The sequence below is a fragment of the Methanosarcina sediminis genome (assembly GCF_052056915.1).
Taxonomy (GTDB): Archaea; Halobacteriota; Methanosarcinia; order Methanosarcinales; family Methanosarcinaceae; genus MTP4.
The window spans coordinates 1,558,421-1,582,351 of the sequence record NZ_CP195119.1; the positions used below are offsets into that span (position 1 = coordinate 1,558,421).

At 48.2% G+C, this 23,931-nt stretch carries 22 protein-coding genes; 13 read left to right on the top strand and 9 right to left on the bottom strand.

Annotation, left to right across the window (positions count from 1 at the left end; all coding sequences use genetic code 11):
* Nucleotides 1-11: 11 nt before the first annotated feature.
* From ACSAZK_RS06450 to ACSAZK_RS06465, 4 genes are all read right to left on the bottom strand, one after another.
* Nucleotides 12-2,633, bottom strand: coding sequence for a serine/threonine-protein kinase (locus ACSAZK_RS06450; protein ID WP_440956544.1), 2,622 nt, complete (start codon nucleotides 2,631-2,633; stop codon nucleotides 12-14).
* Nucleotides 2,634-2,724: 91 nt separating this feature from the next.
* Entirely contained in the window at nucleotides 2,725-3,684 is a 960-nt protein-coding gene (locus ACSAZK_RS06455) for a tetratricopeptide repeat protein (protein ID WP_440956545.1), read from the bottom strand.
* 23 nt (nucleotides 3,685-3,707) lie between these two features.
* A complete protein-coding gene (locus ACSAZK_RS06460) occupies nucleotides 3,708-5,528 on the bottom strand; it encodes a hypothetical protein (protein WP_440956546.1) in 1,821 nt (606 codons plus the stop codon).
* 200 nt (nucleotides 5,529-5,728) lie between these two features.
* On the bottom strand, nucleotides 5,729-6,262 hold the full coding sequence (locus ACSAZK_RS06465; protein ID WP_440956547.1) for a hypothetical protein: 534 nt from the start codon (nucleotides 6,260-6,262) through the stop codon (nucleotides 5,729-5,731).
* Between the two features lie 393 nt (nucleotides 6,263-6,655).
* Here ACSAZK_RS06465 and ACSAZK_RS06470 point away from each other — a divergent pair, with 393 nt between their 5' ends.
* From ACSAZK_RS06470 to ACSAZK_RS06495, 6 genes are all read left to right on the top strand, one after another.
* The gene (locus ACSAZK_RS06470) at nucleotides 6,656-7,267 is read left to right on the top strand and encodes a hypothetical protein (protein ID WP_440956548.1); all 612 of its coding nucleotides are present in this window, start codon (nucleotides 6,656-6,658) and stop codon (nucleotides 7,265-7,267) included.
* An 86-nt stretch (nucleotides 7,268-7,353) separates the two neighbouring features.
* Nucleotides 7,354-7,953 carry a hypothetical protein gene (locus ACSAZK_RS06475; protein WP_440956549.1) on the top strand — a complete coding sequence of 200 codons (600 nt, stop codon included), beginning with the start codon at nucleotides 7,354-7,356 and terminating at the stop codon, nucleotides 7,951-7,953.
* 55 nt (nucleotides 7,954-8,008) lie between these two features.
* A complete protein-coding gene (locus ACSAZK_RS06480) occupies nucleotides 8,009-8,320 on the top strand; it encodes a tetratricopeptide repeat protein (protein WP_440956550.1) in 312 nt (103 codons plus the stop codon).
* 129 nt (nucleotides 8,321-8,449) lie between these two features.
* Entirely contained in the window at nucleotides 8,450-9,712 is a 1,263-nt protein-coding gene (locus tag ACSAZK_RS06485; RefSeq protein WP_440956551.1) for an AAA family ATPase, read from the top strand.
* Between the two features lie 287 nt (nucleotides 9,713-9,999).
* Nucleotides 10,000-11,058, top strand: a complete 1,059-nt coding sequence (locus ACSAZK_RS06490) for a tetratricopeptide repeat protein (protein ID WP_440956552.1) — start codon at nucleotides 10,000-10,002, stop codon at nucleotides 11,056-11,058.
* A 222-nt stretch (nucleotides 11,059-11,280) separates the two neighbouring features.
* Nucleotides 11,281-11,607 (top strand): tetratricopeptide repeat protein, encoded by a 327-nt coding sequence (locus tag ACSAZK_RS06495; protein WP_440956553.1) that lies wholly within the window; start codon nucleotides 11,281-11,283, stop codon nucleotides 11,605-11,607.
* Nucleotides 11,608-11,851: 244 nt separating this feature from the next.
* Here the strand turns inward: ACSAZK_RS06495 and ACSAZK_RS06500 are convergent, their stop codons facing one another.
* Complete coding sequence (locus ACSAZK_RS06500) at nucleotides 11,852-13,042, bottom strand: geranylgeranyl reductase family protein (RefSeq protein ID WP_440956554.1); 1,191 nt, start codon at nucleotides 13,040-13,042, stop codon at nucleotides 11,852-11,854.
* Between the two features lie 221 nt (nucleotides 13,043-13,263).
* Here ACSAZK_RS06500 and ACSAZK_RS06505 point away from each other — a divergent pair, with 221 nt between their 5' ends.
* Nucleotides 13,264-13,401 carry a hypothetical protein gene (locus ACSAZK_RS06505; RefSeq protein ID WP_440956555.1) on the top strand — a complete coding sequence of 46 codons (138 nt, stop codon included), beginning with the start codon at nucleotides 13,264-13,266 and terminating at the stop codon, nucleotides 13,399-13,401.
* 37 nt (nucleotides 13,402-13,438) lie between these two features.
* Here ACSAZK_RS06505 and ACSAZK_RS06510 read toward each other — a convergent pair whose 3' ends face one another.
* On the bottom strand, nucleotides 13,439-16,153 hold the full coding sequence (locus ACSAZK_RS06510) for a cache domain-containing protein (protein ID WP_440956556.1): 2,715 nt from the start codon (nucleotides 16,151-16,153) through the stop codon (nucleotides 13,439-13,441).
* 371 nt (nucleotides 16,154-16,524) lie between these two features.
* Nucleotides 16,525-17,406, bottom strand: a complete 882-nt coding sequence (locus tag ACSAZK_RS06515) for a class I SAM-dependent methyltransferase (protein ID WP_440956557.1) — start codon at nucleotides 17,404-17,406, stop codon at nucleotides 16,525-16,527.
* A 16-nt stretch (nucleotides 17,407-17,422) separates the two neighbouring features.
* On the opposite strand from ACSAZK_RS06515, the gene ACSAZK_RS06520 reads away from it, so the two are divergent.
* Nucleotides 17,423-17,551 carry a hypothetical protein gene (locus ACSAZK_RS06520; RefSeq protein WP_440956558.1) on the top strand — a complete coding sequence of 43 codons (129 nt, stop codon included), beginning with the start codon at nucleotides 17,423-17,425 and terminating at the stop codon, nucleotides 17,549-17,551.
* Nucleotides 17,552-17,619: 68 nt separating this feature from the next.
* Here ACSAZK_RS06520 and ACSAZK_RS06525 read toward each other — a convergent pair whose 3' ends face one another.
* Both ACSAZK_RS06525 and ACSAZK_RS06530 read right to left on the bottom strand, forming a co-directional pair.
* Nucleotides 17,620-18,813: an ammonium transporter gene (locus tag ACSAZK_RS06525; protein ID WP_440956559.1), complete on the bottom strand. Its 1,194-nt coding sequence runs from the start codon at nucleotides 18,811-18,813 to the stop codon at nucleotides 17,620-17,622.
* Nucleotides 18,814-18,826: 13 nt separating this feature from the next.
* A complete protein-coding gene (locus tag ACSAZK_RS06530; RefSeq protein WP_440956560.1) occupies nucleotides 18,827-19,171 on the bottom strand; it encodes a P-II family nitrogen regulator in 345 nt (114 codons plus the stop codon).
* A gap of 163 nt (nucleotides 19,172-19,334) precedes the next feature.
* Between ACSAZK_RS06530 and ACSAZK_RS06535 the strand changes: the two genes are divergently transcribed.
* The 5 genes from ACSAZK_RS06535 to ACSAZK_RS06555 all read left to right on the top strand — a co-directional run bounded on the left by ACSAZK_RS06535 (nucleotide 19,335) and on the right by ACSAZK_RS06555 (nucleotide 23,260).
* Nucleotides 19,335-20,552, top strand: coding sequence for an ammonium transporter (locus ACSAZK_RS06535; RefSeq protein WP_440956561.1), 1,218 nt, complete (start codon nucleotides 19,335-19,337; stop codon nucleotides 20,550-20,552).
* 460 nt (nucleotides 20,553-21,012) lie between these two features.
* Complete coding sequence (locus ACSAZK_RS06540) at nucleotides 21,013-21,300, top strand: hypothetical protein (RefSeq protein WP_440956562.1); 288 nt, start codon at nucleotides 21,013-21,015, stop codon at nucleotides 21,298-21,300.
* Nucleotides 21,301-21,421: 121 nt separating this feature from the next.
* On the top strand, nucleotides 21,422-22,483 hold the full coding sequence (locus ACSAZK_RS06545; protein WP_440956563.1) for a permease: 1,062 nt from the start codon (nucleotides 21,422-21,424) through the stop codon (nucleotides 22,481-22,483).
* An 80-nt stretch (nucleotides 22,484-22,563) separates the two neighbouring features.
* Nucleotides 22,564-22,797, top strand: a complete 234-nt coding sequence (locus ACSAZK_RS06550) for a thioredoxin family protein (RefSeq protein ID WP_440956564.1) — start codon at nucleotides 22,564-22,566, stop codon at nucleotides 22,795-22,797.
* Nucleotides 22,798-22,876: 79 nt separating this feature from the next.
* Nucleotides 22,877-23,260: a putative zinc-binding protein gene (locus ACSAZK_RS06555; protein WP_440956565.1), complete on the top strand. Its 384-nt coding sequence runs from the start codon at nucleotides 22,877-22,879 to the stop codon at nucleotides 23,258-23,260.
* Nucleotides 23,261-23,931: the final 671 nt, after the last annotated feature.

Genomic DNA, 23,931 nt, shown 5'->3' on the forward strand with positions numbered 1-23,931 from the left:
TCATAGATTAGTTATTCTTTCCTGGCTTCGCCCTCAATTCTCCCAAGCAGGACCTTGAGGCTTTCTTCGAATTCCTTTCCTACGGGGATTCCGTTCCGGACCATGTACTCCAGCTGAGAAATCGCACTGTCAAGTTCCGGGAGGTTTTCCCCGGCATAACCCCGGAGGTCTTCCAGAGCCTTCAAAAGTTCGGGCTTCTCGTTGACACCTGCATAAAGAAGAGCAACCTTTGCGGTCTTTTCAACCATTTCACAGACAATCTTTTTGATCTCTTCCCGGCTCGTGCTTATTTTGAGGGTCTGTTTTGTCTTTACCAGGCTTTCTTTCATTTCTTCTTCTTCCCGGTCCAGCCTTTCGAGAGCGTCGAGAGCTGAAAGGAATTCCGGGACTTCCTGGTACCTGTCCGCTTTTTCCTGGGCAAGCATCTTTTCAACGATACCTTCATAGCGGCCAAGGGAAGGGTCGATTCCGGAAATAGCTTCGGGCTTTACTTCTTTTGAAAGGATTTTTCCGAGAACGGCTCCCATCGAGCACCCGGAATAGGGAAGTTTTCCGGAAAGGAGCTCGTAAAAGATCATCCCGAGCTGGTAGATGTCCGTCCTCCGGTCAGGTTTCCCGTAAAGCGATTCATCGAGCTGTTCGGGAGCTGCGTAGAGGGGAGAATAGGCGTTGTGAGTGGTCAGGGAGTTTCTAGCCCCTATTTTCGCAAGCCCGAAGTCTGTGATCTTCGGGGCCAGGTCACTCTGGAGGAGCACGTTAAGGGGTTTTAAGTCGTGGTGGTAGATCCCCCTGGAATGGGCATGGGAAAGCCCTGCCGCAATCCCCCGGATAAGCTTCAAGGCTTCGGCGTCAGGCAGGGGTTTCGGGTACTTTTCAAGTTCCAGGACCGAAATGCCGCCTTTTTCCACTCCTTCGACATATTCCATCTCCAGGTAAGGCACGGGCAGGAGGTCGGACTTATACAGCCTTACGATGTTCGGATGGTTCAGGTTGTACCAGGCAGCCACTTCTTTTATGAAAGAAGAGCTGGTCTTTTCGTCGATCCGCGGAATTTTCAGGGCCAAAATTTCGCCATCATCCTTCCTCTTTGCCTTAAAAACAGATGCAAAGCCGCCTTTTCCGAGCAGCTCAAGAGGCTCGTACTTTGAAAGAAGCGCAGCAGGGAAACCTTCAACGGTGGAAAGCACCCCGTCTCCTGACAGGGTTTCTTTCAATCCTACCTCCTCTTCTACAACACCCTCTTCCACGACACTTTGTGCCTGCCGTGCAGCACCCGAAGGCGCAGATGCAGGTTTGGAAGCCGCAACCGGAGGAACGGCATCAACTATCGGTGGAACAGGATCTTTTGCAGGAGGTGCCACATCAACCGGTGAATCCGCATCAACCCGGGAGGAAGTATTCACTGAAGGCGCATCAGCATTAGAGGCGGAACCTGAAGGAGCTGAAAGATCTGAGGGACACGGAGAAACGGGAGGAACCGGAGGAACCGGAGTAGCCGGAGACATCGCAGCCTCTGCGTTCTTTTTTGACCGTCTCCGTTTACCTGAATGACCCGGATGCATAGTAGAATTTGCCCTCTTTTTAGATCTTCTCCGCTTCAGCAAAAACATCCCGCCCACAATAAAGAGCAGGACAAGGAACCCTCCCCCTTCCCCGGAAGAGTCGTCGGGGTTATCCAGAACCACCTGGCCGGCAGAAGAACTCTGCACTCTATCGGAAGTTTCCCCGGCAAAGTTCAGCCTCTCTACAGGATGGTCCCAGAAAAGTTCCCTGGAAACCGCGTAACCCTGTACAAATTCATCATCGGGATAGTAAATCCAGAAAAGGTCTCCGGCCGGGTCATAGATCCAGACAATTCCGAGATCTCCTTCCCTTTGCCAGGCAACTTCTCTGGCTTCAGGCTCCCCGTAAACTCGCCACAGGTCTTCCCTGGATTCATAAACAGCCAGAATCCCGTTGTAAGGGGAATACATCAAAAAAAAGTCTCTTGCAGGAGCATAACTCCAGAAATAGCCCTCGTTTTCAGTCCTGTGCCAGACCAGACTGTCAACCAGTTCTTCATTTGTAAGGAAAGGCTCCGATTCGGAAGAAAGTGAAGAATCCCCCCTCTCTTCTACAGTCCAATCCTCAGCCCAATCTTCAGCCAAATCCTCTCCCCAGTCATCAGATTCGACACCGACAGCAGCCCCGCCATCAGAAAACATTTCCCCTGCCTCAATATAGTCCCATACAAGGTCCGGGTCAGGTTCATATGCCCAGTAAGCTGCATTGTAGGAGTCATACAGAAAAATCTGCTCGGAACCGGAGTCGTAGGCATAAATTTCGTATTCGGTTGCCCCCTGAACCCAGAAAAGATCATAAGAACCCGATGGATCATAATCCGGACTGTAACTTATTGAATATCCGGTAAGCCCTGAGATTTCCCCGTTATACACATCCAGTTTCCAGAAGACGTCGTCTAGCGGGTCATATACCCAGAAAACATCGTTTATCCCGTCGTACATCCCGTAGATGTCATTGGTGGGTTCATAGACCCAGGGATTCTCATCACCGGACCCGGCTGCCGCGCACTGTACCATGCAGCCGAGCAGGACCAGAAGTAAGAACAGTTGAAGGGGGGGTTTTCTAGTCATAGGAATCAACCACGAACGTTATTGTAAATTATATAAGGAAACAATATTAATATTTTTGTAAAAAATTCTTTTATTTCCTTGTAGAGTTCGCTTACTCCCCAGTCCCCCTTTCAATTTTCTTAAGCAGAACCTCCAACCCTTCTACAAAATTATCCCCAATAGAAACATCATGCTTCAGCATGTACTCTAATTGAGACACGGAACTTTCAAGTTCATCATGTTTCCCCATATAGTCCTTTAACTCTTCTAGCTTATTGAGTACTTCAGGCCTATCATTCATTTCTGCATAAAGTAGAGTTAAACTTACCAGATTTTTAACAAAACACCGGTTAAGCACCTCATTCTTTATTTTAACATCATGATGAGAACTCAAGCGTTCATTTAAACAATCCTCTGCATATTTTTTACCCTTATTTGCTTCATCAAATTCAGGATTTAATCTCAACACATTCCCATAACAGATTATTGCGTCATCATACCTTTCAAGTTTACAGAGGGAATTTCCCTTACCTAACCACGAATAAAGAAAGATAGGATAGATGCCAATAGCCACATCAAAAGAGTTTATTGCTTCTTCATAAAAACCAAGTTCATAAAGCGCAAAACCTTTACCGTTCCAGGGGTATGAAAGGTCTTCCTTTAGTTTGCTTGCTTTGCTATAACATTTGATAGCATCTTTATATTGTCCAAGAGCCCGAAGTGCATCCCCTTTCCCATTCCAGGCATAAGCGTTGCCAGGGAAAAAGGAAATAGATTTGTCATAGCATTTCATAGCTTCCGAGTTTCGCATCAATCTCCTGAGCGCATTTCCTTTCCCAACCCAAGCTCTGGCAAAATTATACTTTATTCGGAGTGCATTTTCATAGCACTCCAACGCTTCATCAAAACGACCAAGCTTATACAGCACATTTCCCTTGCTATTCCACGCATAAGCATAATTCGGAGCCGTTTTTAAAGCTCTTTCAAAGCAATACAATTTTTCATCGGAACTGGGAGCTTTCTTTCCTCGCTCAAACCATTTTTTAGCGGCTACACTTTTATCATACCTCACCCTGCCAACCCCCGGAAAGAATTTTAAGCCCCTTCCCGCATCAGAACGAGCCCCACATCCTCAACAAACTGGATCTTCAAGCCCCCCTCATCAGCATAATCATAAAACAGAGACTTCAGGGCAGGGGTGTTCCCGAAGCTTTTCATGAGGTCGCCAAAGACCACGTAATCTTTTACGAGAAGGCCGTCTTCTATCGCTTTCCGGACCTCAAGATTCAATTTTTCGCTCTTTTCGGTTTCGGTTTCCATCTCACAGATTCCTGCAAACTCCTTTGCGAGGGTGTCGTGAGGGTTGTAGAGCTGCTTTCCGGTTTCAAGGTCAAGGAGGCAGACGGAGAGGTATTTTGAAAGGAAGTTCCGGTGGAAGTCATCACTGCTGATGTAGCTGCTTATGGTATCTTCAAAACCGGTAGGAGAGGCAAGACAGAGGAGAGCGGATTCTCCTTTTTCCCGGGCTTCATCCCTGGCGTCCACAAGGTAGGCATTGACGTCTTTGAGTTCCAGGGGGTCGGTGTCGTAGCCAGACTCCGCATAGCGCTCCACACGGGCGGAGAAGAGAGCTTTGAGGGCGTACCTCTGCTTTTTCCCGAGGAGCTTCTTTTCCACGAAAGAAGCAAGAAGGGCTCGGTTTTCCGGAAGGTTTTTCAGGTCCCGCTCGGAGAGCCCGAAGCTTTCGGCAAAGCTGGAAGTGTCAACCTGCTTAATTTCCCTGGAGGAGTCCACTTTGTAGTTTTTACCGCCGAGGGTTACCGAGTTTCCGAGTTTGTGCTCGACCCTGCCAATGAAATTCAACTCGTACTGCTTGACTTCTTCAAGTTTGACGTACCTGCTGCCCTTTCCTTCCATCAGGGCTTTTTCTTCCGAAAGCCGCCTGAACTTTTCTTCAACCTTTGCCTTATCGGCAGCCATTTCACTGGCCTGCTTTTCCGCCAGCCCTTTTTCAGCAGCAAGGGCCTGGATCTGTTCTTCAACCTTTGCTTTTTCGGACTCGAGGGCTTTTATCTGTTCTTCACTTCCCGACCTTTCAGCCTGCATCTCCCTGAGCCTGGATTCTGCGGCTTCCCTTTCGGATGCAAGGCCCCGGATCTGCTCGCTTGCCCGGGCTTTTTCAGCTTCAGCCTGCCTGAGGCTTTCTTCTGCGAGGGCTTTTTCCGTTCCCAGCTTTGCAAGCTCAGCCTCGGCAAGTTCCCTTTCCGCCTCAGCCCTTTCTTTTTCCGCCCCGATTTCTTTCGTGCTTGCCTCGACTTTTGCGTCGGTTGCAGATTCCCAGGATTTGATCAGGGACTTGAGCCAGTCCAGTTCCAGGACCGAGGAGCTGACTGCCGTGTTAAGCTTTTCCTTGTAGCCGTCCCATTTTTTCTTCAGGTAATAGCGCAGAGTGAGCCTGAGGGAAGGGTCATCGAGCTGTTCGCCCACCCAGGAGTCCATGGAAACGTAGTAGTCCCTGAGAAGCTCGAGTACCTTATCGTCTTTCTGGATGAGTTTTTTCCTTATATCGTCTGCAGAGAGGATTTCAAAGAGGTTGTAGCGCTCAATTCTCCGGTAAAGTTCGACTTCTTCGGCACTGAAGATGTTTGCGGCTCCGAAAAATTCCCCGTTTTCCCTGAAACTTGCCGCAAGCACCAGGAGCGAGCCGTCGAAAAGAGAACAGAAGTGCTGGTCCAGGTCTTTCAGGAAGGTCCCGCATTCTTCATCCAGGTAGCTGTCGTAATTCATCCGGATTTTGTTCCAGAGATCGACTCTTCGCTCAAAGGCATCGTGCTTTACGGGCATCCCTACTTTCAGCACCCTTTTTGCGGGTTTCAGAAGTTTTTCAACACATTCGATATTTCCCTCTGCAAACAATGTACTCACCCTACCGTTTAAGAAATATACTCATCTTCCCTGCTGATATTCTTAAATTATTTTCAGAATATTCCCAAATTATATTCAATATATTCTTAAATTATTTTCAGTACTTTTTATATTCAGTACTTTGTTATTTATATTACTTTTATTTTCAGTGCTATTTTGCATAAATGGTCTTCTGAATTCATTTACCTTAGTTATCCAAGGAAAATTCTCATTTCCTCATCAAGCCTATCGGCAATAAAATCAACAACGTTTCCATATCCTTCGACGCTGATTACAAAGCGGAGAGCCCTTTCTTCCCCCTCATCCCCACCGGCACACCCGATCCAGCGGATCTCAAGTTCTGCCTGCCCTTTTTTTGTGTAAGCGGTGTAGTAACTGGCATTCTCAGTGGAATACTCAAAACTGGCCCCGAGCTTGCTCATAAGATAATTCAAAAAGCTCTGGATAGCTTCAAACCTCTCAGGGCTCTCATAAACAAGTTTTCGGCTCTGTTTTTCAACGGAAGGCTCATACGGCTCAATCCGAAAAATCTCCACCTTTCCGGCATCAATATCGAGCCTTGAATAGAGGTCTTCAATGAACTCATCCACGTCGGGGCCTTTGAAGAGCAGCACGGCGCCCCTGGGCTTTTTTACCTTTGCCCTATCACTCCACCGCTCGATAGTATAATCAATCCGTTTGCGTTCGGCGTCCGAACCGTAATCAATGGTAAACAGATATTCCATCTTTAAAGAGTAGGGAGATCGCCCTATATAAATATATCTCCATTTTGGATATATTAAGTTTTCAGGAAATTTGTTAAAATTAAGAATATAGGAAATAAAGATTTATTCTCCATATTGGAGGAAAATTTATATAGCAAGCACTCGCTAATAATCTATCAAGACTTAAAGTCATGAAAAATAAGCAACTGAACTCAGGAAGAGAGCAAAATATACCAAAAACAACTTGAAAAAAATAAAATATAACAACTAAAACAATCAAATATACATTAGAAATTAAACTTGAAAATAACATTAAAAATTAAACTGGAAAATAATATTAGAACTTAAACTTGAAAGTAGACATTACAAATTAAACTTGAAATCAGGCCAGAAATAACTCCGCAGGTGATGAGCATGGGAATCAAGGACATAATGGACTCGTTTAAGAAGAACCCGGTTGACAAACTGAACACAAGGGACCTCCAGGAAGAGGAGATCCGCCTGAAGAACCGCATGGAAAGGATCAGGAAAGACATCAATAAGATCGAGAAGGACAAGAAGCAGAAGTTCCAGGAGGGAGTCGGGGCAGACATGATGAAAAAAAAGATGCTTGCCCAGGAAATCAAGCAACTCGACACCGAAGCCCGGCTTAAGCTCAAGAACTTCACGACAATCAACAAGCAGTACATGTTCGTTTCCAACCTGACCGTGGTCAAGAAGTACGAACAGGACCTCAAGAAAAACAAGATATGGGACAAGATAGGGGAAATCGGCTCTGAGAACTTTGAAAGTGCCCTCATCAACACCAGCCTTGTTGGAAAAGACTTCGATGAAGTCCTGAACGACCTGAACAGGGTCTTTGAGATGGACATCACAGACTTCGAAGCAGGGGAAGACGAAGCCGAGTCCCAGCTCCTTGATGCCTGGAGCAGTGTTGAGACCGGGGCAATGGACGTGGATGAGGTCGAGCAGACCATCTCCCTTGAAAAGAGCCTTGAAAAAGACAGGGAAGAAACCGAGTTTTGAACGGGCTGATGTCTGCAAGATCAGAAGCAGAACATCAAAATAGGCAGAACACCGCAAGAGCCTAAAAAACCAGAGAGAGGGAAAGGATGGGCATCTTTTCAAAACTGTTCGGAAGCAAGGACCCGATTGACTCCATGAAGACCGAAGAACTCCGGGTTATGGAGATCAAACTGAACCGCAAGATCGAAGACCTCCAGGCTGAAGTCAGGGCAACGGAAAGTGAGGTAGCTAAACTTTTCGAAAAAGCAAAAGCCGCCAAATCAAAAAGTGAAGAACTCACCCTGGCCCGCAGGATCAAGACCGTTTCCCAGAGAAAGGAGATGAAAATCGCCGCCCAGGCAAAACTCGACAAGGAACTCCGGGCCGTCTCCAACATGCTGATCCTCAAGGAGCACCAGGCCGACCTCCAGGCAACCGGGGTCTGGGACAAGGTCAAAAAGCTCGAGCCCGAAAAGCTTGAGAACTGGCTTGTCAACCAGAACCTGGAAGCTCAGGACCGGGACGAGATAGTCTCTTCCATCATTGACATGACCTCCACGGCAATGCTGACCGGGGTAGAGCAGGAAGATGACCTGGACGACATCTTGAGCGCAATCCACGCTGTTAAAGAAGGGGACCTTGACCCTGAAGAGGCAGAAGAAGTCGTGAATGAGAATAAGGAGTACAGGCCACGGGACCTGGAGTAAATCCGGCATACAAATCAATATAAACCCCGTGTAAAAAACTTCGGGAGGCAGAGCTTTGGGACTGAAAGGATTCTTTGAACAAATATTTACGAAAAAAATAGACGGGAAAAACTCCCAGGACTGGTTCGAGCAGGGCGCAAAGGAAAAAGACCCTGCAAAAAAGGTTGAGTGCTTCGGCAATGTGGTAAAGCTGAAGCCGAATTTTGCAGGCGCCTTGAACCTTCTGGGAAATGCCCACGCCGAACTGGGAGAGTATAAAAAGGCAATGAAATGCTATGAAGAAGCCCTTTCAATCCGGCCCTCGTACAGGGAAGCCCTGTACAATAAAGAAAATCTTGAGAAAAAGATGAAAGAACACGGAGTATAAGCCGGGAAAGGAAAATGAAAGCCCGGAAAATACATTCCGGAATACGGTAGCCGGGAAAAAATAAGAAAATATCGGAAAAGAGCCGGAAAAAGCTTCAAACAACGAACTCAGCCGCCATGAGGTGCACAAATGAAAGTTGATCTGACAGGACCCCTGTACTCCTCCCTAGAAAACGCCACAAAAGAGTACAAGCAGGCAAAAACCGAGGGAAACGCAGGAAAAGCAAAGAAAAAAGCCCTGGAATGCGCGAAAATAATGAAAGTCCTGGCCGAAAAAGTCCCTTCCCAGAAAAGCGCTTACCTTGAAAAGGCCGAGAAGTGGGAAAGAATGGGCGATAATGTGGAAAATTCCATCCGGGCACAGAGGGAAGGAAACTCACGTTCCGGAAGGACCGGAGGAAGAGCCGGAAGCGGTGCAGGGAACAGGACCGGAGGGGGAAGAGCAAACGGAAGTGGGAGCGGGAATGGAAACTCCGGAGGAGCCGAGGTCGAAGGCGAAGACGAACTGCTTGCCCAGGCCGAAGCCCTTATTGAGAAATCCTCTGTCCGCTGGGACGACATCGGCGGCCTTGACGAAGTCAAGCGCCTCATGAAAGAGACCATAGCCATTGCAGGGCTCCAGAAACCAAGCTCGATCAAACCCTGGAAGGGGATCATGCTCTTCGGACCCCCTGGGACCGGAAAGACCCTCCTTGCCGCCGCAGCCGCCGGAAGCCTTGACGCCAAATTCTTCAACGTAAAAGCTGACAATGTGCTTTCCAAATACTTCGGGGAATCCTCGAAACTGGTTTCCGCCCTCTATAAAGCTGCCCGGAACCATGCCCCCTCAATCGTCTTCATCGATGAGTTTGACTCCATCAGCCTCTCCAGGGAAGGCGAAAGCAGCGAGTCCTCCCGCCGCCTGCTCTCGACCCTCCTCTCGGAACTCGACGGCCTGCAGGACAAGAAAAGTGACAGGCTAATGCTCACCCTGGCCGCCACAAACACCCCCTGGGACCTGGACGCAGCCGTTCTCTCAAGGTTTCCGCGCCGCATAATGGTGCCCCTCCCGGACAAAAGCGCCTGCAAGGAGATTATCAAAATCCACATAAAGGACCTTGACGCCTCAAAGCTCGACCTGGACAAGCTTGCTTCCACCTGTGTTGAAAAGTTTTACGCCGGCCGCGACCTCCAGAACCTTTGCCAGCAGGCTATGTGGAACATGATCCGGGAAGAGAATAAAGACCTGGATAAGCTTGCGGAACTCCCCTACAAGGAGCTGGAGAAACGAAAGCTAAATGTAACTTCCCTTAAATTCGATTATTTTGAAACGGCGTTTGAGAAGATCAGGTCGCCGCTTACAAAAGCGCAGCTTGCGAAGTATGAAAAATGGAATGAGGAATTCGGAGGCTGAGAGTTCTACCTCCACACGTCCCTTTCCGTAAAACTCACTTATCAGTATCCCATCTCTTTTTCCTTTCCAGCCTCTGAAAGAGTCCTGGTATCACGGAGTTACCCGGGAAAAAATCTGTGATTGAGTATTCATACTTGACCCTTTATATACCAGCTGGACATAAATAAGACAGTCGACTGCAAGTCAATGTGGAATTTTTAAAAATTATGGAATGAAATAAAAAGTTTTAAAAGGTTGAACTTCATAAAGGTTAAGAATTAAGAAAGCCATACCTGGCTTTTGGGGACATGTATCTACGGGGTGATACTATTAGTCGAAGGAGAAAAAATGGGGAAACTGGAAATACCACTGTTAACCGTGAACGGGCTAAAGAATGGTTTGAGAAGGGGCTGGACACGTCAGATCCGGAAGAAAAATTACTGTATTACGCCAGGGCCTTAAAAAGCAATCCTGAATATGTTGAAGCCTGGATTGAGAAAGGAAATACCTTGCTGGAACTCGGGGTTGCAGAAAGTGCGAGCAAATGTTATGACAGGGCTCTTGAGATCGGCCCGGACTCCCTGAAAACACTGGTATATAAAGGAAATGCCCTTTTCGCTGCAGCGAGGTACGGAGAAGCCGTTGAATGTTATGAAAAGGTCCTTTCCCGGGAACCTGAGACTGCCGAGACCTGGCTCAATAAAGGAATTGCTTATGCCCGAATTGGAAAAGCACAAAACGCCCTTGACTGTTTTGACAGAGCCATTTCCATTGAACCTGATTTTGCGAAAATCTGGCTTTGTATGGGAGATACTCTGGAAACTATAGGGAAGTGTGAGGAAGCACTTGAGGCTTATGAGAAGGGACTTTCAATAGGCCCTGAAGATGCTTCTTCCTGGACCAGAAAGGGAAAAGTACTCCGCAAACTTAAAAAGCATGAGGAAGCCCTCGAAGCCCTCAAAAAAGCCCTCGAGCTAAACCCGGCATCTTTCAGGGCCTGGGGAAGTATGGCAGCTTCATTCTACGTGCTTGAGAGATACGAGGAAGCGCTTGAAGCCTGTGACAGAGCCATTGAACTTGAACCGGAATTTGCAGGCCCCTGGAATGACAGGGGGATTGTTTTAGTTAAGTTAGGACAGCTCGAAAAGGCCCTTGAAGCATATGAAAAAGCGCTGGAACTAAGGATGGACAATGCAAATATCTGGTTCAACATGTGCGACGTCCTGGCCACCCTCGGAAGATACGAAGATGCCCTGGGATGTTATAATAAAGCTCTCAAGCTAGATCCCCGGTCAACTGCTGCCTGGAATGAAAAAGGAAATTTCCTCCAGAAACTCGGAAGGCCGGAAGAAACCCTCAAAGCTTGAAAAGGCCCGAAGGACCTGGAAAGCTCTGAAAACTTGAAAAAGCCTTGAACCTTGCAAGAACAAACAAAAAACCGGGATTCAATAAACATACATCAGATAGCGTCAGCTTCCAAAAAAGAGATTTAAAGGCTTTAAGGCTGTCACGACCTATTTCTGTCACGACCTTTTCTGACACTACTTATTTCTGCCAGTAAAGCCTATATTTAACGGGGAGTGATGCCATTGGGATTTCTGGACAAACTGCTGAAAAAGAAAATCGAAGGCAAGACCGCAGAAGAGTGGTACCGGCTCGCAGTTGGTGAAACCGATCCCGAGAAAAAGATCGAATACTTCGACAAAGTGATCGAGCTAAAGCCTGACTTTGCCGGGGCCTGGAACCTCAAAGGGCTTGAGTACGTGGTCCTCAAAAGGTACGAGGACGCCATTGCCTGCTTCGACAAAGCACTTGAAATAAGGCCGAGTTATCCTGAAGCCAGGTACAATAAGGAAGATGCACAAACCGAGCTAAGGAAAAGCGAGGAGGAAATGGAAAAAGAATCAGAGGCATGAGCCTGATTAATTGAAACTTATTTTCACTTCTTATTTTCACTTCTTATTTTCACTTCTTATTTTCACTTCTTATTTTCACTTCTTATTTTCACTTCTTATTTTCACTTCTTATTTTCACTTCTTATTTTCACTTCTTATTTTCACTTCTTATTTTCACTTCTTATTTTCACTTCTTATTTTCACTTCTTATTTTCACTTCTTATTTTCACTTCTTATTTTCACTTCTTATTTTCACTTCTTATTTTCACTTCTTCTTTCGGTTCAGGGCCTGCAACCCCATTTTTACGGCCCCGGGCATTTTCCCGCACTGCATGGCTTTCATCTGCTCGGGAGAGATGAACTTAAAAGCCGCATTCATCAGGGTATCTGACTTCATGATCCCGTCCATGAGCTGCCTTGCCTGAACCGAAGTTTCAAGCCCCTTCCCGAACTGCTCCCTCCAGCGCCGGTCGTACTCTTCAAGTTTGCATTTCCCGGCAGCAAACTCTGCGGCGGTTTCCCCGGCTATTTTTCCTGCAATCATGGCAGGAGGGATTCCACCCCCGTTTGTTGCGATAACGTGCCCGGCTGCGTCGCCAACGATCAGAGAATCTTCTGTTGCCGTTTTTTCCGGAGCACCGTTTACAGGAATGATGCCTGCAATTACGTTCATTACAGAAGCGTTTTTCATTTTAGGGGCTGCAAGAGGGTGGCCGCTCATAAAGCGGTGCAGGTACTCCTTTGCAGATACCCCTTTTTCTGCCATGCCGGTGCGGATCCCGATCCCCACATTTGCCCTGTCCTCGCCTTCGGGAAAAATCCAGGCGTAGCCTCCGGGCACAAAGTCTTTTCCGAAATACATCTCAAGGGCATCGGGATCGATATCGACGTTCCTTACCTGGTACTCAATGGCTACGGAGGTTTCTTTCGAACCAGGTTTCCAGGAGAGACCTTTTGACTTTGCGACCAGGGAATTGGGGCCGTCGGCTCCGATTATAACCTTCGCATGAATCCTGTGTTTCCCGAAAACTCCGGAGGTCTCGACTGTTGTTCCTTCGACCTTTGTAACACGGGTCTTTACCATCAGCTCCGCTCCTGCACAGGCTGCCTGTTCTGCAAGGAACTGGTCGTAACGGCGGCGGTCAAGGACTGCACCTTTAACAGGGAATTCCGTCACGCTACCATTCGGGGGAATGATGCGCTGGGTTTTGATGGGCTGCAGAATGCAGGACCCGGGGTAGTTGTCCAGGGTTTCCGGCAGTTCAGCATCAGGGAGGAGAGCCCGGACTTCCCCCGAACCGGGGAGAAAACCTGCGCACTGAATAGGGTTTCCAATTTCCTGCTTTTTGTCGATTAAAAGGACCGAGGCACCGCTTCTTGCGGCGTACATGGCGGCGGTGGAGCCTGCAGGCCCTGCACCCACCACGATGATGTCATAGGAGGCTTGAGGGATCATAAAAGGGTCTTCCGGTTATTCATTTAGGCTCTGCAATTTACTATGGAATTGTTTATTAACCCTTTCCCGGAAGGCGGAGTAAAAGGCGGTCAATAGAAGTGCCGGAAGAGCATCAAGCCTCAAAATATCTAGAATTTAAGCAACGGAACAGGCAGTGAAACAGGCGGTGAAACGGGCAGTGAAATAGGCAGCTAAAGTGTCCATACGCTCCGGCAGGAAAAATGAAAAAAATGCCTGACAGCGTGATAGGGAACGTCGTAGACAAAGGCAGCAGCCGGATCATGCCCCTGAAACCGAAAGAAAGTGGGCCCTTCCTGAAAGTAGAGGTTGCAAACCATGTATTAGATTCGAAAAAATAGATACCGGGGGTGAATATTTCCTGATGATTAACCCCGGTCAGGTGGCCAGGTTCAGGTCTTCTATGTAGACCCCTGCCCCGAGCCACCAGGTTTCGTCGACAGGCTGGACGTAGCTCATCTTTGGTTCAAGCGCCATGTTGCGGGCGGGGTTGTAGTAATGGTAGAAGATGAACCCTCCTCCCTGCTGCGCCAGGAAAATCTCGACCTGAGTGTAATTCACCCCGTAGGGGTCCTGGAGCCCGGAGAGGTCCTTTCCTATCAAATCGGGCTGATAGGGGAGCGCCAGGGTCGTTCCGTCATAATCGAAGGCATAGACATAGAGATTGTCGCGGACAAAGGTCCCGTTCAGGTCGTTGAACTCCGCGATCGCAGCATCCTTTCCGTTCGTACCGGCATACGCAATAGCTTCCCCGACAAAGGATTTCAGGCCATCTCTTACCTCGGGATCCGTTCCCGCAATCACGATAGGCGAATTCTCCGGAGGATCGTAGATACCAGCCCCGATGAGCCAGTCCTGATCCACCATCATCACGTAGCTGAGTTTTTGTTTGACTATGAAGTTATCCGAAGGGTCAGGATAGAGATACCGGACGAAACCTCCTCCAGACTGCGTGGTGGCGACGAAGTCCTGAATATATGCGGTGCCGTTCGCGTCCGTGACGTTCCACCGGTTCGTCCCGATAATCTCGGGCTGGAAGGGGAGAGCCAGGGTGGTGCCATTTATGTCATATGCGAAGATGTAAAGTTCACCCTCAACGAATTTGCCGGTCTGGTTGTTGAACTCAAGAAGAGCGGCTTCCTGCCCGTTTACGTGCGCATATTCGAAGGCTTTCTCGACGAATGCCACGAGCTCCTCAGGAGATGCAGTGGAGCTTGTATCCGGCGTCGGCTTGGGGGTCGGCGTCACTTCCGATTGGTTCTGGCAGTCCTTGTAATTGCCGCTGCATACAATGTAGGAGTTCCCATCACTCCCCTGAGCTAACCGGTAGTATGTGGTCTTATAGTACAGATTCGACTGGGTCGGGTGCAGATAGACATAATCCACCCATCCAGTCCCGTTTTTCAGGGCTCCTTCTAAAATTTCGTCACGGAACGGTTTACCGGTAACATCTGTCTTGCCCTTGAAGTTCGTGCCGACAAGCTGAATGTTATCCGCATGTGCAACCATGGTCAAATTCATATCGTAGACAAAGGCGTAGAGGCCCGGGTCTTCAGGGTTCAGATACGGAGCCTCGCCTGCGTTGATGCGCTGGAACGTATAGGAGGCATTCTTCTCGATTGCTGCGGCAGTTATGTTTACAAGCTCCACCACAACGTCATCCGTGAATGTCTGCTGGGCGCATCCGACCCCAAGATTCCGGTAGATGATCCGCTCATAATCGCTGACTCCCTGCTCGTCCCTCTGATCCCGCACATTATCGAGAGCCTGCTGGAAAGCGCTGACCAGTGTGTCAGGGACATCCCTGCTGAAGATATAGTAGAGGTCGTCCTCGCTCAGAGTATACACTATCTCATAGGCGTTGGGATCGGCTGCAGTCTGCAGCATCTGGTGCCGCCCTGCAAAGTCCCCTGTTGCCCACATGTCGATCTGGCCCTCTTCCAGCATCCTTAGAAGATCCTCTGGGGTTTTCCCGTTTACTATCTGCGATGCACCCACACCCTGGCTGGCAAGGAGGTCATTTTCGATGGAAGCCTCTACAGCGCCAATCCGGTACTGGTTGAGATCCTCCGGAGAGGAGATTGTAATATTGCTGCTCACCGGTGCATAGAGGACGAAACTGGCCCTGGCAAAAGGTCCTGCCCACCGGTAAAGGGGGTCACGCTCGGGGGTGCGGACGATGGAGAAAAGCACCGTACTTGTGTTGTTCTGCGCTGCCTGGAAACCTTCCGCCAGGGGGACAATGCGGACATCTTCCCGTGAACGGTTCACGCCGATATTTTTGAAGACCGTTTCGAGGATCTCGACAGAGATACCGGTTACATTCTCCTCTCCCTGGTAATTGAAGGGAGCCCACTCTTCGGTCAGGTAATTGAGCTGGGCAAGGCCGATCGATGGAATGTGGCGCCCAAGGATCCGCTCATAAGTGCTGACACCCTTAGCGTCTTTCTCCTGTTTGACAGCGTCGATTGCCTGCTGGAAGGACTGGACGACTGAATCGGGGACGTCTTTACTGAAGGCATAGTAAAGATCCCGGGTCTCTAGTTGATACACGACCGTGTAGGAGTAAGCGTTCCCTGTAACCTCTTCGGTGAAGTACCTGCCTGCGGCCTCAGGGCATGCCCAGAGGTCGATCTCACCGCTCTCGAGTCCGGCGATGATTGCCGATACGTTGCTTCCGGGCACGAGCTGGCTCTGGTCAACTCCAATATCGAGCAGCTGCTGGATCGCGACATCGTCGGCGATCACCCCGATCCGGTACCCCTCCAAATCTTCAGGGCTCTCTATCGTGATTCCCCGGTATCGCCTGGCAAAGAGGACTTCCTTATCCGTGTAGATAGGCCCGGCCCATTTGAAGGACTGCTCCCGTTCGGGAGTCCTTGCCGTGCTGAAGAGAACCGTACCGTTCCCGGCAAGAGCCGCCTGATATCCCTCAGTCCAGGAAACGAGGTTTATCTCCTCCCGGCTCACCTTCTTCCCCATCTTATCGGTTACCACTTCAAGGAGATCAACGGAGATACCTTTCAACGTACCGTTCTCCATATAGTTGTAGGGCGGTAGCTGTTCCGTATAGTATGCAAGGTCGGCCGACACCGTGGTATCGTTCAGATCTACAGGCGCAGCTTCACTTCCCTAAAGGGATCCGGCGGCCGGAGGCAGCGCTCCGAGCAGCACCGCAATAAGGATAAGATTCGTGTAGCGTAGAGATAGCGACATGAAAAGAGTCTGCTACTAACGTATAAATGAATAATGAACGCCCCTCACCATTTTGAAAAAGAACACACGCCAGGGGGGATATACAGAAAGATTGGCGTGCGCAATGCCTGATAGCGTATAAAAAATTGGCTGTAGAATTGATTTGGTCTTTATCTTACGCTGTATTGCAAAAAAGAGAAACAGGGTCATTGATTCCTTAGCGTTTATCTAAAAGGATCTTTCCTGAGTTATCGTCTTTTTACAGGGCATCATTCTATTTTTACGGCTTTCAGGAAAACTGCACCTGCCCTGCTTTCCACCTCTACGCCAAAACCCGCATCTTCAAAAAGCTCTTTCCACTTGCCTTCCGAAAGCTGCGGCCCATGACGGTGTTTGTCTCCGAGAGGTTCAACTGCAGTCAACCACCCTCCGCTTTTCAATGCCCTTTTGATCTCAAGCAGGGCATGCCGGATATCTTCAAGGTGGTGGAGCATGAAAAAGCAGGTCACGGTTTCAATTGAACCGGCTTCGAAAGGCAGGGCGTAAGCGCTTCCTTTCCTGAACTCCACATTTGGAATTCCCAGGATATCAGCGTTCATCTGAGCCTGCCCGGTCAGGGAGTCATGTATATCGATGCCATAAATCTTTGAATCAGGGTTATTTCTTGCAATTTCCATTGTGATTTTCCCAAATCCGCAACCAACGTCCAGGATGCTTTCCCCCCTGATCCTGGGAAGGACATCAGGAAGGACCACGGCTCTCACCTTTCCCATCCTGTCTTCGGGATAGACGGCAGCCTCCGCTTTTTCCGCATCAATTGAGGTAAACGGAAGGATTGCGTAGACTTTCGAGCCGTTTACGGCCATCAGGCCCTTAACGTAAGCACTGCCCTCATTGGCCAGGACCAGTTCCACAAGTGAAACCCCCGTATCCCGGCTAAAGCGCAGGTTCCATTCCTCCTTCTTTTCGGGGTAGCGGATGGAAAGGGGAGTATGGATCACGAGGTAATGAGAATAGTCAGGGCTGAAATATGCGGATACGGACTCGGGCTCTTTCAGGCGTATCTCACTTATGCTGTCTTTGAACAGGGCAAGGATCTGAAGGGCATCCGAATCGGCTTCATTTCTTACGCTACCTATTTCTTCAAACATACTCCTGAGTTCAAGTTTGGAGAATAAAAGCTCTCGTATAGGGAAACTTAAGAAAAAAGTCGAAGATCAACCGGAAAAGAAAGAAGTTAAAAAAGTGAGAGGAGGTGAAAGTTTGAAAAAAGTTGAGGGAAGGTTAGGTAAGTGAGTAAAGGTAAAAGTTTGAAAAAAAAAGTTGAAGAAAATTAAAAAGTGCAGATGAAAGATTACCTGCACTCAAACGTTGTATGCGATCTCGCCGTGCTGGGTCCGGTCGAGCCCGATGTTTTCCTCGCTTACACTTACCTTGAATCCGATAGTCTTCTGGAGCACGAATCCGATTATGATTGTACAAACAACCGCATAGACAATCGTTATGACAACCCCTTCTAGCTGGAGCATTAACTGCTGCGGGTTGCCAAGAAGGAGCCCTGTAGCACCCACACTTGCAAACACGCCTGTTAGAAGGGCACCTGTTATTCCGCCGACCCCGTGGACCCCGAAAGCGTCCAGGGAATCGTCATACCCGAGTTTTCCTTTGATCTCCACAGCCATGTAGCAGATAATTCCGGAGATTATACCTATCGGAATTGCCGCCATAGGAGTGACAAAACCGGCAGCAGGGGTGATTGCAACGAGCCCTGCCAGGATCCCTGAGGCAAAGCCGATAGCGGTCGGTTTTCCCGCATGCAGCCATTCTACAGCCATCCAGGTAAGGGATGCGGCTGCGGGTGCAACAAGGGTCGTAATAAACGCAACTGCTGCGATCTCATCTGCAGCAAGGGCCGAGCCGGCATTGAACCCGAACCACCCGAACCAGAGAAGCCCTGCCCCGAGCATGGTAAGGGTGAGGTTATGGGGTTCCAGGGAATCGTAGCCGTAACCTTTCCTTTTGCCGAGGTAGACCAGAATTGCAAGGGAAGAGATGCCCGAAGTTACGTGGACAACCGTGCCGCCTGCAAAGTCCAGGGCTTCTCCTGTAAGGAAGCCGCCTCCCCAGACCCAGTGGCAGACCGGGTCATAGACGAGAAGTCCCCAGAGTGCAATGAATGCGATGTATGACTTGAACTTAACACGCCCGACAATAGCCCCGGAGATAAGGGCAGGCGTGATTATTGCAAACATCCCCTGGAATACGACAAATGCGTATGTGGGAATGGTCCCTGTTACCGAGTAAGGGTCAATCCCCTGCAGGAACGCGTGCTCAAGCCCGCCTACGAACCAGTTGCCGGTCCCGAAAGCAAGCGAGTAACCTATTACTACCCATTCTATTGCCATTATGCCCATTGCAACAAACGAGTGCATCATGCTGCTCAGGACATTTTTGCGCTGGACGAGCCCCCCGTAAAACAATGCAAGCCCGGGAAGCATTAACAGAACAAGTGCGGAAGATATCATCACCCATACGGTGTCTGCTGCTACGATAGCCATTTTCCATCCCACCTTAAATAGCAACAGGCCCGCTTTCGTCCGTGCGGATCCTTATGACGTTTTCAAGAGGCAAAACGAAAATCTTGCCGCTTCCGACATGCCCGTCGTTGCCCTTTGCACCCCTCTTTATCGCTTCAATCGTTTGTTCCAGGAATTCAGCGTTTACTGCGATTTCAAGCCTTGTTTTCTCGAGAAGGGTTACTTCCGACTCCATTGCCCTGTAGATTTCCAGATGCCCTCTTTGTGCACCATATCCCGAAGCGGATGATACTGTCAGGCGGTTTACTTCAATTTTCTGAAGCTCGTGCTTGACTGCTGAAAGCCTTTCAGGCCTAATCATTGCTACTATATACTTCATTGTGACCACCAAAAGGAAACCTATTTCTCGCTTAATATAATTTATAGTTTCCCATTAAGATCAAATTCAGGCTACGTTTTTCGATAAAGATAAATAATAAAAACTAGGAAAGAGGAAGGAAACTTTTGGTTTCCTAGTTATCATATAAAAAAGGGATGATAAGATGTTTGATACTGGTTCAACTGGTTTTATGCTGCTTGCGACAAGCCTGGTGATGCTTATGACTCCGGGCCTGGCCTTCTTCTATGGGGGGCTTGCCTGCAAGCGCAATATTCTTGGTATAATGATGCAGAGTTTTGTCTCTCTGGGAGTTACGACTATTTTGTGGTTTATAGTCGGCTACTCCCTCTGTTTCAGCGGGGGAGAGGGAGCCATCATAGGCAACCTGGACAAGGCCTTCCTGCACGGAATTACCCCGACAAGTGCCTTTGGGGACGGGAGGTTTCCGGAAATCGTTTTCGTGGCTTACCAGATGATGTTTGCAATCATCACCCCGGCCCTGATAACGGGGGCTTTTGTAAACAGGGTCACCTTCAAGGCATACATGATTTTCCTGGTACTCTGGCAGCTTTTTGTCTATTATCCCTTTGTCCACATGGTATGGGGCGGGGGCCTGCTGGCCGAGTGGGGAGTCCTGGACTTTGCGGGAGGAATCGTGGTGCATGCGACCGCAGGCTTTGCTGCCCTGGCAGCCGTTTCCTTCGTAGGTTCAAGGAAATTCAAGGACCATAAGCCCAATAGTATCCCCTTAATGGCCATAGGGACGGCACTCCTCTGGTTCGGATGGTACGGGTTTAACGCCGGGAGCGAACTCAACGCGGACGGGATTACGGCCCTTGCCTTCCTGAATACCGACATTGCGGCGTCTTTTGCGGCAATCACCTGGCTGAGCATTGAATGGTATAATGAGAGAAAGCCCAAGTTCGTGGGTTTCATGACCGGAGCCGTTGCGGGACTTGCCACCGTCACCCCGGCCGCAGGCCTGATTTCCATGCCCGTGGCAGCCTTCATGGGCATCCTCGGAAGTATAGTCTGCTACTCTGCGGTCCACCTTAAAAACCGGATGGGATGGGATGATGCCCTGGACGTCTGGGGAGTGCACGGCATGGGTGGAGTGCTCGGCTCCATCCTTTTAGGGGTCTTTGCCTCAACAGCCGTAAACCCCATGGGAGCGGACGGGCTGCTCTACGGAGGAGGAGCCTTTTTTATAAAACAACTTGCAGCAGTCACAGGGGCCTCAATCTACGGCTTCGTCTTCACCTATATCATGCTGGTCCTTATCAACGCGATAACCCCTGTCAAGGTCTCCGAGGAAGAAGAGGAGGCAGGGCTGGACCTCGCAATCCACGGGGAAACAGCCTACGACATCGGTTTTATCTGAGTGAAAGAAATCCTGCGCAGGATATATGAGAAGGGTTCCGGGGAAACCGGGACCCAAAAATATTTCGTATTTAGCTTTTTTTGTATTCTTTTCAGCCTTTTTAGCTTCCTTTTTAGCTTTCAGGTCCGATTTGCTCATTTCCGCAACTGACATAATTCCTATTATATACAGTAATTCCAAAATAAATTGAAACTGGAGGACATAAGGCTAGGCAATATGTAGTTAGTTCTCCAAAAGACCGACTTCAAGATAATTTGAAATAGCAGAGGGTATACAGATCCTTAAACCACCAAAAAATTAAAGTCGTAACATTTAAAAGTCGCAACATTTTAAAGTCGTAACATTTTAAAGTCGTAACATTTTAAAGTCGTAACATTATAAATACACATATTGAATATCAGATACTTATTTGAAATGTCTTAATGATATCTCAAACCTTTTGATTAACAGGACCTCCTATATGACCGAAAAAAATCTCCAGCATGAATTCCTGAAAGATTTGGAAGAACTATGCGAACTGCATGATCGGGCAACCTGCGATTATGAAAAATGCAGGAAATTTAATGGACGTTTAGCCGAAGTAATTGAAAAACTTGAAGATTTTGGAAATTACAAAGCAGCCGATAGAATGATGGACGTGCTCATAAATTGCAGCCCAAAAGCAGGTTCCAATTGTGAAAAGACATCCCTTGTCGGAGAGAAGATAAAAGGAATAACAAAAAGGGCGCACGAAGAATTCGAAAAGTAAAAATGTGCGAAATCAAATCTTATCCTTAAAGTTATTTCAATATAATTTGAAATCGGAAATTTTAAATAGGGTAGCAGGCTATTTCAAAATAATTTGAAATAATAATTCGGGATCTGAAAAAATGACGCTGGATTACCTCATATATCTATTAGGGATCGGTTTGCAGTCGGTGCAGGAATACCTGGCGCTGCACGTCCTGATGTGCCTTGTGCCTGCCTTTTTCCTGGCAGGTGCGATTGCCTCCCTTTTTTCCAAGGAATCGGTACTGAAGTTCTTCGGAGCGGATGCCCCAAAGTACGTATCTTATACGGTGGCTGCAGTTTCCGGCTGTCTGCTCGCGGTCTGCAGCTGTACGGTGCTCCCCCTTTTTGCAGGGATTTACAAACGGGGAGCCGGAATCGGGCCTGCAAGCACCTTCCTCTTCTCGGCACCGGCTATCAACATCCTTGCGATCGTATACACGGCCAAGATTCTGGGTTACGACCTGGGAGCTGCAAGGGCATTTACCGCCATTTTGATGTCCGTGCTCATAGGACTTATCATGGCGTTTGTCTTCGAGAAGAAAGACGGGGAAAGAAAATCCATCAAGACCTTCGGAGGAGACGAACACAAACACACCGTCCAGCTCTTCATACTGCTGCTCGCAATCCTTGTTGCTCCCGAACTTGTCCCCTTCTCGGCAAAAGTCCTTGGATGGGTCCCGCTGATCATATTGATCTGGATCCCCCTGATCGCGGTTACGGCATACTTTTCCTTTAAATGGTTCAGCCCCGAAGAGCGGGCAAGCTGGATGGGAGAAACCTGGTTCCTGATAAAGCAGATCACCCCCCTGCTCATTATAGGGGTTTTCTTTGCAGGGATAGGCGTTGAAGTCCTGCCAAAGGAATTTGTTGCATCCCTTGTCGGAGGAAACTCTCCCGGTTCAAACTTCCTTGCCTCAATATCGGCAGCCCTGATGTACTTCTCAACCCTTACCGAAGTCCCGATCATCAAGGCCCTGACCCTGCTCGGTATGGGGGAAGGCCCTTCCCTGGCAATGCTCCTTGCAGGCCCGGCTCTCAGCCTTCCGAACATGATCGTGATCAACAGGATAATGAAGCCGAAGCGTGCGGCACTCTACATCTCCCTGGTGGTGTTGATCGCAACCTTTTCAGGCCTGATCTATGGAAGCCTGGTGGCATGAGCAACGCGGAAGGTATTTCAAATTTGATTGAAATACTTAATAAAAAATAAAGATGTAACATAAAGATCATAGGTGAAAACATGAAAATCGAAGTACTGGGAACAGGATGTGCAAAGTGCAAGAAACTGAAAGAACTTGCAGAAAAAGCAGTAAAGGAAACGGGCGTGGACGCAGAAGTTGTAAAGGTAGAAGACTTTGACGAGATCCTTAATTACGGAGTCATGATCACTCCCGGTCTTGTAATTGACGGGGATGTCAAGGTGGCAGGCAAAGTCCCCAGCCTTGACGACATCAAGAAGTGGATTACCGAATAAGAAGACAGAGAAGATTTACTTCGTACGAAATATAATAAATGCGGACAACCAAACCCGCCAAAAAAGGAGTGTAAAAACAATGGCAGAAGAAGCAAAATGTTCATGTGGATCAGCAAACGTAGGTATCTTTGCCTGCAGCGGGGCGTCAAACGTCGGCCAGATAGCAAACAAAATCGCAATCGAACTCACGAAACAGGAAGTCGGGAAAATGATGTGCACCGTCGGGATCGGCGGCAGGATCAAGGGGCTCCTGAAATCGGCCGAAGGTTCCGAGAGGCTCATAGCCATCGACGGCTGCCCCTTAAGCTGCACGAAAGAGACCCTTGAACTTGCCGGTTTCACCCCTGACAGGCACATCGTGATCTCCGACTTAGGGATCAAAAAGAACAAGGACCTGGACCTCAAGGATGAAGAAGTAAAGGAAGCTCTGAAAAAGGTAAAGGAGATACTCCAGTCGGAGTGACCTTATTTTCTTTTTTTAACTATCCCTCCTTATTTTTTCACTTCAAAACCTTTTTACCCGGATGTTCCGAAAAACGCCTTTTCGAACGGATTAATCATCAGACCGTCATGAATATCCGGCAGATATTTTCGAACAAAAACGAGGAACGTCTTATTCCGAATCCTTAATTATACCCCATACAACCGTAATTGTTCATCCTGTCGTTCTTGTCCCCGGCCGCCGAAGGCGGACGGCCTTTCCAAAATAAAGAGTAGACAGAATAAAAAGAAAAGAAAAGAAAAGAAAAGAAAAGAAAAGAAAAGAAAAGAAAAAGGCAAGAAAGAGAATTTAGGATAAGAAAATAGGAAAAGAAGTTAGAAGAACAAGAAGAAGAACTCCAATATTGGTTTTTACTTTTATTCAACTCACTTCACGTCAATATTCTAATTTTTGTCATTATCCACATATATTTTTGGGCACTTACCTACTTACTATTTTTATTCATTTTAATGTATTTTCTGGAAAAGGCCGGTCAGCAAGCTGACCGGTGAGAGCGCCGGCACCTATAAAGCAAATCGAAAAAAGGTTATCGAGAATAGCCAAACAGAGGAATTAAAGCTACCCTGTACGGTTTGATTTAGATCGGTTTCTACAAAGCCCTATTTTCAAAAAAATTGGAACAGCATCAACCG

Bases quoted from the DNA above. Each gene is read 5' to 3' on its own strand.
- ACSAZK_RS06450 (WP_440956544.1), bottom strand. From the start codon at position 2,633: ATGACTAGAAAACCCCCCCTTCAACTGTTCTTACTTCTGGTCCTGCTC.
- ACSAZK_RS06465 (WP_440956547.1), bottom strand. From the start codon at position 6,262: ATGGAATATCTGTTTACCATTGATTACGGTTCGGACGCCGAACGCAAA.
- ACSAZK_RS06470 (WP_440956548.1), top strand. From the start codon at position 6,656: ATGGGAATCAAGGACATAATGGACTCGTTTAAGAAGAACCCGGTTGAC.
- ACSAZK_RS06475 (WP_440956549.1), top strand. From the start codon at position 7,354: ATGGGCATCTTTTCAAAACTGTTCGGAAGCAAGGACCCGATTGACTCC.
- ACSAZK_RS06485 (WP_440956551.1), top strand. From the start codon at position 8,450: ATGAAAGTTGATCTGACAGGACCCCTGTACTCCTCCCTAGAAAACGCC.
- ACSAZK_RS06490 (WP_440956552.1), top strand. From the start codon at position 10,000: ATGTATCTACGGGGTGATACTATTAGTCGAAGGAGAAAAAATGGGGAA.
- ACSAZK_RS06500 (WP_440956554.1), bottom strand. From the start codon at position 13,042: ATGATCCCTCAAGCCTCCTATGACATCATCGTGGTGGGTGCAGGGCCT.
- ACSAZK_RS06505 (WP_440956555.1), top strand. From the start codon at position 13,264: ATGAAAAAAATGCCTGACAGCGTGATAGGGAACGTCGTAGACAAAGGC.
- ACSAZK_RS06515 (WP_440956557.1), bottom strand. From the start codon at position 17,406: ATGTTTGAAGAAATAGGTAGCGTAAGAAATGAAGCCGATTCGGATGCC.
- ACSAZK_RS06525 (WP_440956559.1), bottom strand. From the start codon at position 18,813: ATGGCTATCGTAGCAGCAGACACCGTATGGGTGATGATATCTTCCGCA.
- ACSAZK_RS06530 (WP_440956560.1), bottom strand. From the start codon at position 19,171: ATGAAGTATATAGTAGCAATGATTAGGCCTGAAAGGCTTTCAGCAGTC.
- ACSAZK_RS06535 (WP_440956561.1), top strand. From the start codon at position 19,335: ATGTTTGATACTGGTTCAACTGGTTTTATGCTGCTTGCGACAAGCCTG.
- ACSAZK_RS06540 (WP_440956562.1), top strand. From the start codon at position 21,013: ATGACCGAAAAAAATCTCCAGCATGAATTCCTGAAAGATTTGGAAGAA.
- ACSAZK_RS06545 (WP_440956563.1), top strand. From the start codon at position 21,422: ATGACGCTGGATTACCTCATATATCTATTAGGGATCGGTTTGCAGTCG.
- ACSAZK_RS06550 (WP_440956564.1), top strand. From the start codon at position 22,564: ATGAAAATCGAAGTACTGGGAACAGGATGTGCAAAGTGCAAGAAACTG.
- ACSAZK_RS06555 (WP_440956565.1), top strand. From the start codon at position 22,877: ATGGCAGAAGAAGCAAAATGTTCATGTGGATCAGCAAACGTAGGTATC.